At 71.3% G+C, this 13,614-nt stretch carries 11 protein-coding genes; 6 read left to right on the top strand and 5 right to left on the bottom strand.

Annotated features, from left to right (window positions below; genetic code table 11):
• Window positions 1–76 precede the first annotated feature (76 nt).
• From F4554_RS22005 to F4554_RS21995, 3 genes are all read left to right on the top strand, one after another.
• The gene (locus F4554_RS22005; protein ID WP_179789327.1) at window positions 77–2,206 is read left to right on the top strand and encodes an ABC transporter substrate-binding protein; all 2,130 of its coding nucleotides are present in this window, start codon (window positions 77–79) and stop codon (window positions 2,204–2,206) included.
• 120 nt (window positions 2,207–2,326) lie between these two features.
• On the top strand, window positions 2,327–3,373 hold the full coding sequence (gene tsaD / locus F4554_RS22000; RefSeq protein ID WP_179789326.1) for a tRNA (adenosine(37)-N6)-threonylcarbamoyltransferase complex transferase subunit TsaD: 1,047 nt from the start codon (window positions 2,327–2,329) through the stop codon (window positions 3,371–3,373).
• Window positions 3,374–3,833: 460 nt separating this feature from the next.
• Complete coding sequence (locus F4554_RS21995) at window positions 3,834–4,772, top strand: formylglycine-generating enzyme family protein (protein ID WP_179789325.1); 939 nt, start codon at window positions 3,834–3,836, stop codon at window positions 4,770–4,772.
• Between the two features lie 25 nt (window positions 4,773–4,797).
• Here F4554_RS21995 and F4554_RS21990 read toward each other — a convergent pair whose 3' ends face one another.
• The 3 genes from F4554_RS21990 to F4554_RS21980 all read right to left on the bottom strand — a co-directional run bounded on the left by F4554_RS21990 (window position 4,798) and on the right by F4554_RS21980 (window position 7,442).
• Complete coding sequence (locus F4554_RS21990) at window positions 4,798–6,060, bottom strand: NRAMP family divalent metal transporter (RefSeq protein WP_179789324.1); 1,263 nt, start codon at window positions 6,058–6,060, stop codon at window positions 4,798–4,800.
• Window positions 6,057–6,965 carry a magnesium transporter gene (locus F4554_RS21985; RefSeq protein ID WP_179789323.1) on the bottom strand — a complete coding sequence of 303 codons (909 nt, stop codon included), beginning with the start codon at window positions 6,963–6,965 and terminating at the stop codon, window positions 6,057–6,059. Before F4554_RS21985 ends, F4554_RS21990 begins: the two co-directional genes overlap by 4 nt.
• A 66-nt stretch (window positions 6,966–7,031) precedes the next feature.
• Window positions 7,032–7,442 (bottom strand): rhodanese-like domain-containing protein, encoded by a 411-nt coding sequence (locus F4554_RS21980; RefSeq protein WP_179789322.1) that lies wholly within the window; start codon window positions 7,440–7,442, stop codon window positions 7,032–7,034.
• 172 nt (window positions 7,443–7,614) lie between these two features.
• Between F4554_RS21980 and F4554_RS21975 the strand changes: the two genes are divergently transcribed.
• Window positions 7,615–9,309 (top strand): glycoside hydrolase family 3 protein, encoded by a 1,695-nt coding sequence (locus F4554_RS21975; protein ID WP_179789321.1) that lies wholly within the window; start codon window positions 7,615–7,617, stop codon window positions 9,307–9,309.
• A 76-nt stretch (window positions 9,310–9,385) separates the two neighbouring features.
• Here the strand turns inward: F4554_RS21975 and F4554_RS21970 are convergent, their stop codons facing one another.
• Together F4554_RS21970 and F4554_RS21965 are read right to left on the bottom strand one after the other, a co-directional pair.
• Window positions 9,386–9,766 (bottom strand): Rid family detoxifying hydrolase, encoded by a 381-nt coding sequence (locus F4554_RS21970; RefSeq protein ID WP_179789320.1) that lies wholly within the window; start codon window positions 9,764–9,766, stop codon window positions 9,386–9,388.
• Between the two features lie 89 nt (window positions 9,767–9,855).
• Entirely contained in the window at window positions 9,856–11,178 is a 1,323-nt protein-coding gene (locus tag F4554_RS21965; RefSeq protein WP_179789319.1) for a THUMP-like domain-containing protein, read from the bottom strand.
• 240 nt (window positions 11,179–11,418) lie between these two features.
• Between F4554_RS21965 and groES the strand changes: the two genes are divergently transcribed.
• Both groES and groL read left to right on the top strand, forming a co-directional pair.
• Window positions 11,419–11,715 (top strand): co-chaperone GroES, encoded by a 297-nt coding sequence (gene groES, locus F4554_RS21960; RefSeq protein WP_092653901.1) that lies wholly within the window; start codon window positions 11,419–11,421, stop codon window positions 11,713–11,715.
• 235 nt (window positions 11,716–11,950) lie between these two features.
• Window positions 11,951–13,573: a chaperonin GroEL gene (gene groL / locus F4554_RS21955; RefSeq protein WP_179789318.1), complete on the top strand. Its 1,623-nt coding sequence runs from the start codon at window positions 11,951–11,953 to the stop codon at window positions 13,571–13,573.
• The last annotated feature ends 41 nt before the right edge of the window (window positions 13,574–13,614 follow it).

Raw genomic sequence — 13,614 nt, 5'->3', positions numbered from 1 at the left:
GATTGCTCGCACGCTTTCGCCGTGCGCAGAACGCCGGCGGCTCTTGGTGAGGTGTACCGCCGGTCGGGAGGGAACCATGAACGACCGACTCGGCCTGAGCCGCCGTGCCCTGCTCCACCTGTCCGCGGTCGCGGCCGGCGGTGTGGTTCTCGCGGGATGTTCGGGCGGCGACAACCAGACACAGAACGGCGGCCCGAAGAGTGGGCCCAAGCCGACCTCGCAATCCCGCAAGGGATCGCGCGTCAAGCCGATGACTGTTCCGGCGAAGCTCAAGGAGTCGCCCGAGCTGGCCAAGCTGGTGCAGGCCGGCAAGCTGCCCAAGCTCGAGGAGCGGCTGCCCAAGCACCCCTACGTCGTACCCCACAACTGGCTGGACCACGGGAAGTACGGCGGCGTGATCAGCACGGTCACCTCCGCCAGCGACTCCAGTACCCATGCGGAGTTCATGTACGGCCACTCGTTGCTGCGCTGGCTCAACGACGGCAAGGACATCGCCCCGGGGCTGGTGGAGTCGTGGGAGTCCAACGCCGACGCCAGTGAGTGGACCCTGCACTTCCGCGAGGGGCTGAAGTGGTCCGACGGCCAACCGTGGTCCACCGACGACATCATGTTCTGGTGGAACGACATGGTGCTCAACACCCAGCACAGCGAGGTCCCCCCGGACGAGGCGCGCTCGGGCAAGGGCACCGTCATGAAGATGACCGCGCCGGACGCGCTGACCATCTCGATGAAGTTCGACGCGCCCGCCCCGCTGACCGCCGACCGGCTGGCCATGTGGGTCAAGCGCGGCAACGGCCCGGGCTGGATGGAGCCCAAGCACTACCTCAAGAAGTGGCACCCGAAGTACAACCCTTCGGTGGGCAAGGACTGGGCCACCGACAAGGGCCAGTTCGACCAGAAGCGGGCCTGGACCCGCAACCCCGACTGCCCGGTGATGACCGGCTGGAAGTGCAAGTCGTACAAGGAAGGCCGCCGGGTCGTCTTCGACCGCAATCCGTACTACTGGTGTGTCGGGCCCGACGGCGCGCAGCTCCCCTACCTCGACGCGCTGAACTTCAACGTCGTCCAGAACCCCGAGGTGCAGAAGCTGCAGGCCGTCGAGGGGAAGATGAACTTCCTGTTCGGCGGGTTCACCTCGTTGTTCCTCAACGACATCTCCTCGCTCAAGCAGGCGCAGTCCAAGACCAAGCTCGACGTGGTCCTGTGGGACGCCGGCGACGGCAGCGGTTCGCTGGTGTTCTTCAACCAGGACTACTACGAGCCGAAGATGCGCAAGCTGATCCGGAACGCGAAGTTCCGCCAGGCGCTGTCGCACGCCTACAACCGGGCCGAGGTGCAAAAGGCGGTCTACTACAACACCGGCGAGCTCACCACCGGGACGATGAGCCCGAAGGCGATCGAGTTCCACGTCAACGACGAGGGCAAGAAGGTCTACAGGTCGTGGCGGGACAGCTACATCAAGTACGACCCGGAGCTGGCCAAGAAGATCCTCGACGAGATCGGCGTGGTGGACAAGGACGGTGACGGCAAGCGGGAGATGCCGGACGGGTCCAAGCTCCACGTTCGGCTCGACTACCAGGCCGACACCGCGCAGGAGCACCAGCACAAGAACAACCTGCTGAAGAAGGACTGGGACGCGATCGGCATCGACACCCGGCTCAACCCGGTGCCGCCGGACGGCTTCGGCGACCAGTGGCGGTTCGGCAAGCTGATGACCAACACCACGTGGGAGACGGGCGACGGGCCCAACTGCCTGGTCTACCCGCAGTGGCTGGTGCCGATGGAGTCCTCGCGCTGGGCTCCGCTGCAGGGCGAGTTCTACAACGAGCGCGGTACGCCGGGTGAGAAGAAGGAACTCAACGTCGATCCGTACAAGCGCACGCCGCCGCGGATGGACGCCGAGCCGGGCAGTCCCGTCGCCCGGCTGTGGAAGATCTACGACCAGACCAAGGTCGAGCCGGACCAGATGAAGCGGAACCAGCTCGTCTGGGAGATGGTGAAGATCCACATCACCGACGGCCCGTACCTGCTCGGCGTCGTGGCGAACACGCCGTACATCCTGCTCGTGCACGAGGACATGCAGAACGTCCCGGCACGGAACGAGCTGGCCATGGGCGGGTTCGCCGCACCCTGGATCCACCCGACGCCGGCGGTGTACGACCCGGAGACGTGGTTCTGGACCAACCCCGACCAGCACACGATCTGACCGTAGGAACTCGGGCACATCAGACCGCGAGCCCGGTCCGCCGCACCGGCGGGCTAGGCTCGCGGTCGTGCTGTGTGTGAACGACCGTGCTGTGAACGAGGAGTGGGCCGAGGTGGTCGCGTGAGCGACGAGCCGCTGGTGCTGGGCATCGAAACGTCGTGCGATGAGACAGGTGTCGGAATCGTCCGGGGCGGCACCCTGCTCGCCGACGCGGTCGCCTCCAGCCTGGAGGAGCACGCGAGGTTCGGCGGCGTGGTGCCCGAGGTCGCCAGCCGGGCGCACCTGGAGGCGATGATCCCGTCGGTCGACCGGGCCTGCGAGACGGCCGGCATCCGGCTCGCCGACGTGGACGCGATCTCGGTGACCAGCGGGCCCGGACTCGCCGGTGCCCTCCTCGTCGGCGTCGCCGCGGCGAAGGCGCTGGCCCTCGGTCTGGGCAAGCCGCTGTACGGCGTCAACCACCTGGCCGCGCACGTCGCGGTGGACACCCTCGAACACGGCCCGCTGCCCGAGCCGTGCGTGTCCCTGCTGGTGTCCGGCGGGCACTCCTCGCTGCTGCTCGTCGAGGACGTCACCGACACGGTGGACCCGCTCGGCTCCACCGTGGACGACGCCGCGGGCGAGGCGTTCGACAAGGTGGCCAGGCTGCTGGGCCTGCCGTTCCCCGGTGGCCCCTACGTCGACCGGGAGGCGAAGGCCGGCGACTCGGCGTACGTCCGGTTCCCGCGCGGGCTGACCGGTCAACGTGACCTTGCGCGGCACCGGTTCGACTTCTCCTTCTCCGGTCTGAAGACGGCCGTCGCCCGCTGGGTGGAGACCCGGGAGCGTGCCGGAGAGCCGGTGCCGGTGGCCGACGTCGCCGCGTCCTTCCAGGAGGCGGTGTGTGACGTGCTCACCCGCAAGGCCGTGGACGCCTGCCGCACCAGGGGTGTGGACGACCTGCTGATCGGTGGCGGGGTCGCTGCCAACTCCAGGTTGCGCGCGATGGCCGAGGAACGCTGCGCCGCCGCCGGGATCCGGCTGCGGGTGCCGCGGCCCAAGCTGTGCACGGACAACGGCGCCATGGTGGCCGCGCTGGGCGCACAGATGCTGGCCCGCGGGCGGACCGCGTCCCGGCTGGACCTGGTGGCCGACTCCTCGCTTCCGGTCACGACCGTCGCCGGCTGACCTCTCGTTTCCCCTTCGTACGTTTGGTTCCGACTGGGCTGGTTGTTCGGTTCGCCCCGGTTGCCGCCTGATTGCCGACCGGTGTCAACGTCGGATTGCGCTCGCTCCCGGTGCGGGTTACCGGTCGCACGATTGACCGGGCGGGGGAGCGGATAGGAGGCGGACAGGAGAAGCGTCACAGCTCACCGGAGCCGCCATGACCACTCGCACCGCGAACGGGTCCGGTGTCGTCCCCGGAGACCAGCCCGGAGATCAGCCCGGAGACCAGCCCGGAGACCAGCCCGGTGGCCGGGTAGCAAGCCGGTCGAAGAGTCGGTCCAAGGGCCGGCTGGAGAGTCAGCCCACCGGGCAGCCCAGGACCCAGCCCAGGACTCTGCCCAGGACTCAGCACAGTGGCCGGCACGGGAGCGAGCCCGGGGACCGGCCCAGGAGCAGGACCAGCGCCCGTCCCGGCAGGAGGATGGTCTGGGTGCCCGGCGGCACGTTCGCGATGGGCAGCGACGACTTCTACCCCGAGGAGCGCCCGGTCCGCACGGTCGAGGTGGCCGGCTTCTGGATGGACGAGCGCCCGGTGACGGTGTCGGAGTACCGCCGGTTCGTCCGGGCCACCGGCTACGTCACGGTCGCCGAACGCCGGCTCGACGCGGACCTGCATCCCGGTGCGGACCCGAGACTGACGACGCCGGGCTCGCTGGTCTTCCACCCCACGCCGGGGCCGGTGGACCTGTCCGACTGCGGTAGCTGGTGGTCGTATGTCCCGGGCGCGAACTGGCGCCGGCCCGAAGGCCCCGGCAGCGCCCCGCACGGACGCGAACGCCATCCGGTGACGCACGTCGCCTACGAGGACGCCGAGGCGTACGCGCACTGGTCGGGCAAGCAACTTCCGACCGAGAGCGAGTGGGAGTACGCGGCGCGCGGTGGGCTGGACGGCGCGGTCTACGCGTGGGGTGACGACTTCAGCCCGCGCGGACGCCTGATGGCCAACGTCTGGCAGGGCGACTTCCCGTGGCGTCACGCCGGGCTCGGCCCGTTCGAGCGGACGTCGCCGTCCGGGCTGTTCCCCGCCAACGGGTACGGCCTGCTGGACATGACCGGCAACGTGTGGGAGTGGACCAGCGACGTCTACCGCGCGCCGGAGCCGGACCGCGCGGCCAAGGCGGCCTGCGTACCCCTGCTCGTACCTCTCGACCGGCAGTCGCCGCTGCCCTGGCAGCGCACCGCGGCCGACGCCGAGGCCGGCACCGCCGACGGGAACCGCGTGGCGCGGGTGGTCAAGGGCGGCTCGTACCTGTGTTCGGCGACGTATTGCCTGCGGTATCGCCCGGCGGCCAGGCAGCCCAGCGACTCCGCCACCGCGACCGGCCACGTCGGCTTCCGGTGCGTCGTCCACCCCCGCTGACGCGCGCGGCGTGATGTGGCCGGGGTCAGCCGAGCCCGAGCACGAACAGCCCGAGCACACACGCGGCGATGAACGCGATGGTGGCGAGGTAGAGCCCGGCCGCACCCGCCGTCGCGGTGTAGGGCCCCATCAGGTCGCGGTCGCGGGAGATGCCGTACATGAACGCCAGCAGGGGTAGCAGCAGCACCGCATTCAGCACCTGCGTCAGCACCAGGATCGGGATCAGCGGCGCGCCCGGCACCAGCACCACGGCCGCCGCGACGCCGGTGACCAGCACGTACGTCAGGTAGAAGAGGGTGGCGTCGCGCATGCTGTCGTCCAGAGCGGCCTCGTAGCCGGTGAACTCACACACCGAGTACGCCGTCGACAGCGGCAGAATCGCCGCCGCGAGCAGGCCGGCCCCGATCAGCCCGATGCCGAACAACCCGCTGGCGAGCCGGCCGGCCACGGGTTCGAGCGCGCGGGCCGCATCCGCGGCGGTGTCGATCGGGACACCTCTGGTGTGCAGGGTGCTCGCGCAGGCGACCACGACGAACGCGCCGATCACGCCGGTGAGCACCGCGCCGGTCACCACGTCGATCCGTTCGTAGCGCAGGTCGGCCGGCCGCAGCTTCTTGTCCACAGCGTAGGACTGGATGAAGCTCAGGCCCCACGGTGCGAGGGTGGTGCCGACGGTGGCGGTGGCGATCAGCAGCGCGTCCCGGTCGAACGGCATCGTCGGCACCACGAGTCCGCGGGCGACCTGCCCCCAGTCGGGGTGGCCGAGGAGGCCGGCGGCGACGTACGCCACGAACACCGTGGCAAGCGCCATCAGGATGTGTTCCACCCGGTGGAAGCTGCCGCGCAGGACGAGCAGCGACACCACGACCGCGGCCAGCGGGACGGAGACGTACCGGCTGACCCCGAAAAGCTCGAAGCCCGCCGCGATCCCGGCGAACTCCGCGCAGGTCGTGCCCACGTTCGCCACCACGAGGGCGACGACGGCGAGCCCGGCCGCGCGCACGCCGTACCGCTGGCGGATCAGTCCGGTGAGGCCCTGACCGGTGACCACGCCCATCCGGGCGCCGAGGTTGTGGAAGACGACCAGCGCGACGGTGGACAGCAGGAGCACCCACAGCAGTTGGTAGCCGTGGTCGGCGCCGAGCACGGAGTACGTCGTGATCCCGGCCGGATCGTCGTCGGACAGTCCGGCCAGCAGCCCGGGCCCGAGCACCGACACAAGCGCCAGCATGCGTACCCGCCAGGCGGCCCGGGGCGGCGCGGCGCGGTGACCGACATGTGGGGTCATGACGCCGGGTCCTCCCGCGGCCCCCGGTGGTCGCCGCGGTGATCGCCGCGGTCGCCGTGGTCGCCGCGTCGGCGGCCGAGGTGCCGCGGCCGGTGCGTTCGCCAGCCGCGCAGCCGGAAGAAGCGCCGCCTGGTCAGGGGAGACCGCGACCGCAGGACGTGGCGGTAGTGGCGGCCGGTCTCCTCGGGGAGTTCGTCGAGCACCCGGCCGGCGTCCTCGGGGCCGAGCGCGAGCATCAGCCGGCCGCCCACGGCCGGATCGGTGGCGGCGACCGCCTCCGCCGCGCGTGCGGGCCCGACCGTCCGCAGCACGTCGGTGGCGCTGTCCACGTCCAGCCGGGTGAGGAGCTCCGCCAGCCCGCGGGCGTCCAGGCGGTGCACCGTGGCCGCGGTGGTGGCGAGCTGGACGACGTGCCCCCGGCTCGACGTCAGGTGCAGGTCGCGCCAGTCGACGGCGCGTTCGGGCAGCCGCTCGCCGAGGAGACGCAGGCCGAGCCGCCGGCAGACCGCGCCCATCCCCACGTCGACGGCGGCCACCTCCAGGCGCTGGTCGGGTAGCCGGGTGAGCAGGACGTCGGACACCCGGGCGAGCCGGTGCCCCACGACGTCCACGATCTGGGTGTCCAGGACGTCGCGTACCAGCAGGAGTTCGTCGCCGGCGAGTTCGAAACCGTCGGCGTACGCGGAGATGGGTTCGGCGTCGCGCAGCTGGACGGCGGACCGCTCGAACGACGCGACCTCGCCCCAGGGCACCAGGTGCGTGGCCCGGCTGCGGGACCCGACCAGCAACCGGTGCACGACCGGATGTGGTGAGCCGATCCGCGCGGTGAGGTCGCGCAGGTGGCCGACGGTGGCGCCGTCGGCGGTCCGGACCGGCTGCCCCGTCTCGCCGGTGAGCGCCAGCATGAGCCGAGCGTAGGAGCCCGGGCCCGGCGAGTACTCACGAACCGCCACGGCCCGTACGCGCGTCGTTCAGCCGCCGCCCGCTCGCGTCGTACGAGCGCACCGCCACCAACGGGACCAGGGTGACCGACGCGGGCGGCCGCGTTCTCCGGGTTCGGGGCCGGTCCGGGTGGGCAGGCCGGCGGCCGCCCACGCCTTGGTGCCGCCGCGCAGGGACACCGCCGGGCGGCCGAGCCGGGCCAGCCGTTCCGCACCCTGCCGCGACCGGTTTCCCAGCGAGCACACCGTCAGGACCTGGCCGGGTGGCAGCGTGTCGAGGGCGAACGCCAGCCGGTCCAGCGGGACGTTCACCGCGCCCGCGACGTGGCCGGCGGCGTACTCCTGCGGACTCCGTACGTCGACCACCGGGTCGCCGGCCGCCCACAGCGCCCGCGCCGCCGTGAGGTCGACCTCCTCCGCCGCCGGTGGGATCGTCGTCATCCCGTCATCATCTCGCTACTGTCCCGCCACTGGATCTTGCGGTTGGCCGACCCCCGGGCGAACTCGGTCACCGGCCAGGTGCTCACAATCGACGGTGGCCACGAACTCACCCGATTCCTCGAAGCCGGCGGCCGGGCCCGCGGGCCCTACGGAGGTTTGGCACCATGACCGAATGCCGCTACGCCGATGGCGGGCGAGGACGGCCTACGCCGTCGCGCTCGCGCTCCTGCTGATCATGTCCACCGCCTGCGGCATGTCCGGCGACGGTGGCGGCCGGGACCGGGCCGGGAGCGCGGACCACGGCGCTCGGGGTGGCCGGAAGGTGACACCGACGAGCAGCCCGAGCCCCACCGCCACGCCCACGCCGACGCCGAGTCCGGACTCGAAGCCGCTGGCGTGGGGGCCGACCGAGGCGGAGTGGCGCAGCGCCCAGCAGACCGTGGCGGGCATGACGGCCAGCCAGAAGGCCGGCCAGGTGATCGTGGCCGGCTTCCAGGGGACCGAGGCGCCGATCGAGTCGCTGCGCAAGTACCACGTCGGCGGCGTGATCGTGATGGGCTACAACGTCGAGTCGGCGGCGCAGGTGGGCGCTGTCAACGCCGCCCTGCACGCGGAGGCCCGCAAGGAGGGCCGCGACTGGCCGCTGCTGGTCGGCGTGGACCAGGAAGGTGGGCTGGTCGCCAGGGTCAAGGCGCCGTTGACGGAGTTCCCTGCGTACATGACGCTCGGCGCCGCCCGCGATCCGAAGCTCGCCCGGCGCGTGGCGCGGGCCAGCGGGGAGGAGCTTCGCAAGCTCGGGTTCACGATGGTCTTCGCGCCGGACGCCGACGTGACGACCGGACCGGACGACCCGACCATCGCCAGCCGCTCCGCCGGGGACGACCCCGAGGAGGTCGCCGCCATCGTCAAGGGCTCCTTGCAGGGGTACGCCGACGCCGGGATCCTGTCCGTTCCCAAGCACTTCCCCGGGCACGGCAGCGTCCCCGTCGACAGCCACGTCAGCCTGCCGGTCCAGCACGCCTCCCTGGCCACGCTGAAGCGCCGCGACCTGGTGCCGTTCGCCGCGTCGGTCAAGGACGGCGCGTCGGCGGTCATGGTCGCCCACATCGACGTACGTGCGGTCGACCCGGGCACGCCGGCGTCGGTGTCGAAGCCGATGATCGACGGGATTCTGCGCAAGCAGCTCGGCTTCCAGGGTGCGGTGTTCACCGACGCGCTGGAGATGGCCGCGGTGGCCGACAAGTACGGCAGCGCCGAGGCGGGCGTTCGCGCCCTGCTCGCCGGTGCCGACGTCCTCCTGCTGCCGGCCAGTGCGGCGAAGACGCATGACGCGATCATGGCGGCGCTGCGTTCGGGCCGGCTGCCGCAGGCGCGGCTTGACGAGGCAGCCGCCCGATCGATCGCGTTGATGCTGCACGCCAGGTCGACTGCGCAGAAGAAGCCGTCGCAGGTCGAGTTCGGCGGGGCGAAGGACGTCTCCTACGACGCCTCGCTGCAGGGGCTCACCGTGGTGTCGGGCAAGTGTGAAGGCCGCCTGGTGGGTGAGCGGATCAGCGTCGTCGGTGGCCGCGCCGAGGACCGGGCCCGGCTCACCGAGGCCGCCCGCAAGGCGGGCTTGACAGTTGGTGAGGGCGGCGACGTCGTACACCTGCTGAACCGGGGCGAGGCGGGCTCGGGCGCGGTGGTCGTCACGCTGGACACGCCGTACGGCCTGGCGCGCAGCTCCGCCTCCAAGGCGCGGATCGCGTTGTACGGGCGTACACCGGAAGCGTTCCACGCCCTGGTCGACGTGCTGACCGGCAGGGCCCGCGGTGGCGGCCGCCTTCCGGTGCACGTCGGGGACCTGCCCGCGCAGCACTGCCGCTAGCGAATCAGCCGGTACGAACTCCGGCCCGCGTCTCGCAGGGAGATCGCGGGCCGGAGTGTCGTACGGGCGAGTGGGGTCAGGACCGCAGCGCGGCCACGACGTCGATCTCCACCAGGATGTTGTTCAGCTGGGAGCCCACCGTGGTGCGGACGGGGTAGGGCTCGTCGAGGAACGACTCGTACACCCGGTTGAAGTCCGCGAAGTCGGCGAGGTCGGCCAGGTGCACGGTGGCCTTCACCACGTCGGCGAAGGTGAGTCCGCGCTCGGCGAGCACCGCGGCGACGTTGCGCATCACCTGAGCGGTCTGCTCGGCGACACCGCCCTCCACGAGCTTGCCGGTCTTCGGGTCGGCCGGGCCGAAGCCCGCGGTGTAGAGGAAACCGTTGGCCACGATGCCCTGGGAGTAGGCACCGGCCGGGTTGGGCGCCTGGTCGGTCTGGATCGCTTCCTTGGCCATGGAGGTCCTTCCGCTCGGTCCGATTCCTGCCGCTGAGCGACACTAACGGGTACACCCGGCCCGCCCACCGGTGCGTTGGCAGTACGCCCTCACCCGGCCGGCGGCGTCACCGGAGGCGTGACCAACGGCGTCACCAACAGCGCGGCGCTGCCGCCGGCGGTCCTGGTCACCACCAGCGTCGCGGCGGTCGAGCCCCGCGGGGCGAGCCGCTTGCGGAGCACGTCCGGGTCCACGTCCACGCCCCGCTTCTTCACGGTCAGCGCACCGACGTCGCGGGCGTGCAACGCGCGTTTGAGTACCTTCACGTCGTACGGCAGAACCTCCTCGACGCGGTACGCCGTGGCGAACGGCGTCGGCACCTGCCGGTCGGAGGTGAGGTAGGCGATCTTCGGGTGCACCAGTGCCCCGTCCACCAGCGGCGCCACCGCGGTCACCAGCCCGGCACGGATCACCGCGCCGTCGGGTTCGTAGAGATACCCGAGCGGCTCGCTGACCGGTGCCTCGCCCGGGTCGTCGGCGTCGGTGAGCCCGGCTGCCGCCGGCAGCACGGTCGCGCGCCGGCGTACGGGTTCACCGGTTCTCTCCGCCCGCGACCGCAGGGCACCCGACCACAGGGCAGCCTCCTTGACCTCGCGGCCCTCGCTGATCCACTCCGCCTCCACCTCGGCGGGTATCAGCGCGTGGGGGATGATCGGCGCGGTCTTGACGCAGGCGGTGCCGGTGAGCAGGTCGGTCACGAACGACCAGGGCGGTGAGTAGTCGGCCGGATCGAAGACCCGGCCCCGGCCCGAGCGCCTCGCCGGGTCGGCCACCACCCCGGCGTACTCCGAGCGGTCCACCTCGGTGACGTCGGCCACCTCGACCCGGGCGTGCACGGGGCCGGGTGAGCCGGGCGGGCCGGGTGCGCCGGGCGACGACGAAGTGGGGGAGCCCGGGGGTACGTCGAGGGTGGCCAGGGTGGCCAGGTTGGCCCGGGCGATCTCGGCGGTCAGCGGGTCCCGGTCGAACCCGGTCACGGCCAGCCCGGCCCGGGCCAGCGCCAGCAGGTCTCCGCCGATGCCACAGCACAGGTCGGCCACCCGCGCGGCGGCGGCCTGGTCGGGAGAGCCGCCCCCGGCGCCGAGCACGGCTGCGATCCGTCCGGCGCGGTACGCCGCGACTCCGGCCGTGGTGGCCTGTTCCAGCCCGTCACGGGTGAAGAACATCCGGTCCGCGTCGGCCCCGAACTTGGTCCGCGCCCGGCGGCGCAGGGCGACCTGGGTGAGGGCGGCGGCCACCAGGTCGGCGGGGTGGTCGCGGCGCAGCCGCGTGGCGAGGGCGATCGCGGCGCGTTCGTCGTAGGCCGCCTCCGCCTCGGCGAGCAGGCCCTGGCCGGCAGGTCCGCGGAGTGCCCGGAACACCTCGAGGTCCATCGGCTCCTCCGCGGGTCGAGGTTTTTCCGGGTCAGGTTCCGACCCGCCTGGCACTCAGGTTGACCGAGTGCTAACAACCGCATAGATTCGGCTTTGGCACTCTCGACCTTAGGGTGCCAGCTACAGCCCGCGACGAGGCGGCCGGCACCGCGACGACGGCTCGCCAGCGTTGCTCCACAGGTGAAAACAACTCACGTACACGTGTTCACCGTGACATCCCGTGAAGGGGGAGGTCAGCAAGTGTCGGTCTCCATCAAGCCGCTCGAGGACCGCATCGTCATCAAGACCCTCGACGCCGAAGAGACAACCGCGTCGGGTCTGGTGATTCCCGACACCGCGAAGGAGAAGCCCCAGGAGGGCGAAGTCGTCGCGGTCGGTCCGGGTCGCATCGACGACAACGGCAACCGGGTCCCGCTCGACGTCGCTGTCGGCAACAAGGTGATCTTCAGCAAGTACGGCGGCACCGAGGTGAAGTACAGCGGCGAGGAGTTCCTCATCCTCTCCGCGCGCGACGTGCTCGCCGTCGTCGAGAAGTAGGCCAACGCCGCCCGGCAGGAGGGCGCGCCGCGCGCCCACCTGGTCGCGACCGTGTGGTCGCGTCGCACCGCCCTCCTGCCGCCGGCTCGTACCCGCCCGGCCCGGGTCCCCCGTGTCCCTGGCCACAGGCGGCAACAGACGTACACGTTTGACGGACGACTGACGACCGGCACCAGCCGGGGCCCGGCCACCGCCGGACGACCCGGTAGGGCGTCGTGGAAGGACATTTACACCCATGCCGAAGATCCTGGAGTTCGACGAGAACGCACGACGCGCCCTGGAGCGCGGCGTCGACGCCCTCGCGAACACCGTGAAGGTGACGCTGGGCCCGAAGGGCCGCAACGTCGTCATCGACAAGAAGTGGGGCGCGCCCACCATCACCAACGATGGTGTGACGGTCGCCCGCGAGGTGGAGCTCGAGGACCCGTTCGAGAACCTCGGCGCCCAGCTCGTCAAGGAAGTCGCCACCAAGACCAACGACATCGCCGGTGACGGCACCACCACGGCGACCGTGCTCGCCCAGGCGATGGTGCACGTCGGGCTGCGGGCGGTCGCCGCCGGCGCCAACCCGATGTCGCTGAAGAAGGGCATCGACCGCGCGGTCGAGACGATCAACACCTTCCTCCTGGACAAGGCCAAGTCGGTCGACACCCGGGAGGAGATGGCCCACGTGGCCACCATCTCCGCGCAGGACGCGCAGATCGGCCAGCTGATCGCCGAGTCCTTCGACAAGGTGGGCAAGGACGGTGTGATCACCGTCGAGGAGTCCAACACCCTGGGCACCGAGCTCGAGCTCACCGAGGGCATGCAGTTCGACAAGGGCTTCATCTCGCCGAACTTCGTGACCGACGCCGAGCGCCAGGAAGCCGTCCTGGACGACGCCTACATCCTGATCCACCAGGGCAAGATCTCCTCGATGGCCGACCTGCTCCCGCTGCTGGAGAAGGTCGTCCAGGCGGGCAAGCCGATGGTGATCATCGCCGAGGACGTCGAGGGCGAGGCCCTGGCCACCCTCGTGGTCAACAAGATCCGCGGCATCTTCAACTCGGTGGCCGTCAAGGCTCCCGGGTTCGGTGACCGCCGCAAGGCCATGCTCGAGGACCTCGCCGCGCTCACCGGCGGGCAGGTCGTCGCCCCCGAGATCGGGCTCAAGCTCGACCAGGTGGGCCTCGAGGTGCTCGGCACCGCGCGTCGCGTGACGGTGACCAAGGACGACACGACGGTCATCGACGGCGGCGGCTCCGCCGACGACGTGGCCGCCCGCGTCTCCCAGATCAGGGCCGAGATCGAGAACACCGACTCCGACTGGGACCGCGAGAAGCTGCAGGAGCGGCTCGCGAAGCTGGCCGGCGGCGTGTGCGTGATCAAGGTCGGCGCGGCCACCGAGGTCGAGCTCAAGGAGAAGAAGCACCGCATCGAGGACGCCGTGTCGGCGACCCGGGCAGCGATCGAGGAGGGCATCGTCACCGGCGGTGGCGCCGCCCTCGTGCACGCCGCGACGGCGCTCGACAACCTGTCCGAGCTGACCGGTGACGAGAAGGTCGGTGTCGAGCTCGTACGCCAGGCCGTCCGCGAGCCGCTGCGCTGGATCGCCGAGAACGCCGGCGCCCAGGGCTACGTCGTCGTGGAGAAGGTCCGCGAGAACGGCCCCGGCAAGGGCTACAACGCCGCCACCGGCGAGTACGGCGACCTGGTCGGCCAGGGCGTCATCGACCCGGTGAAGGTGACCCGCTCGGCGCTGGCCAACGCGGCGTCCATCGCGGCGATGCTGCTCACCACCGAGACGCTCGTCGTCGACAAGCCGGAGGAGGCCGAGGAGGCCGCCGGACAGGGCCACGGCCACGGCCACGGTCACTGATCGGGCAGCCGGCTGACACCGGCTGACTCCGGACAGCACGC

The organism is Actinopolymorpha rutila (assembly GCF_013407855.1).
GTDB classification, from domain to species: domain Bacteria; phylum Actinomycetota; class Actinomycetes; order Propionibacteriales; family Actinopolymorphaceae; genus Actinopolymorpha; species Actinopolymorpha rutila.
Note: the sequence above shows the minus strand (reverse complement) of the source record. Positions and strands in the feature narration are given on the sequence as shown.

Coding starts and splice junctions, on each gene's coding strand:
- groL (WP_179789318.1), top strand. CDS start 11,951: ATGCCGAAGATCCTGGAGTTCGACGAGAACGCACGACGCGCCCTGGAG.
- F4554_RS22005 (WP_179789327.1), top strand. CDS start 77: ATGAACGACCGACTCGGCCTGAGCCGCCGTGCCCTGCTCCACCTGTCC.
- F4554_RS21965 (WP_179789319.1), bottom strand. CDS start 11,178: ATGGACCTCGAGGTGTTCCGGGCACTCCGCGGACCTGCCGGCCAGGGC.
- F4554_RS21975 (WP_179789321.1), top strand. CDS start 7,615: ATGCCGCTACGCCGATGGCGGGCGAGGACGGCCTACGCCGTCGCGCTC.
- F4554_RS21995 (WP_179789325.1), top strand. CDS start 3,834: ATGGTCTGGGTGCCCGGCGGCACGTTCGCGATGGGCAGCGACGACTTC.
- F4554_RS21985 (WP_179789323.1), bottom strand. CDS start 6,965: ATGCTGGCGCTCACCGGCGAGACGGGGCAGCCGGTCCGGACCGCCGAC.
- F4554_RS21980 (WP_179789322.1), bottom strand. CDS start 7,442: ATGACGACGATCCCACCGGCGGCGGAGGAGGTCGACCTCACGGCGGCG.
- F4554_RS21990 (WP_179789324.1), bottom strand. CDS start 6,060: ATGACCCCACATGTCGGTCACCGCGCCGCGCCGCCCCGGGCCGCCTGG.
- F4554_RS21970 (WP_179789320.1), bottom strand. CDS start 9,766: ATGGCCAAGGAAGCGATCCAGACCGACCAGGCGCCCAACCCGGCCGGT.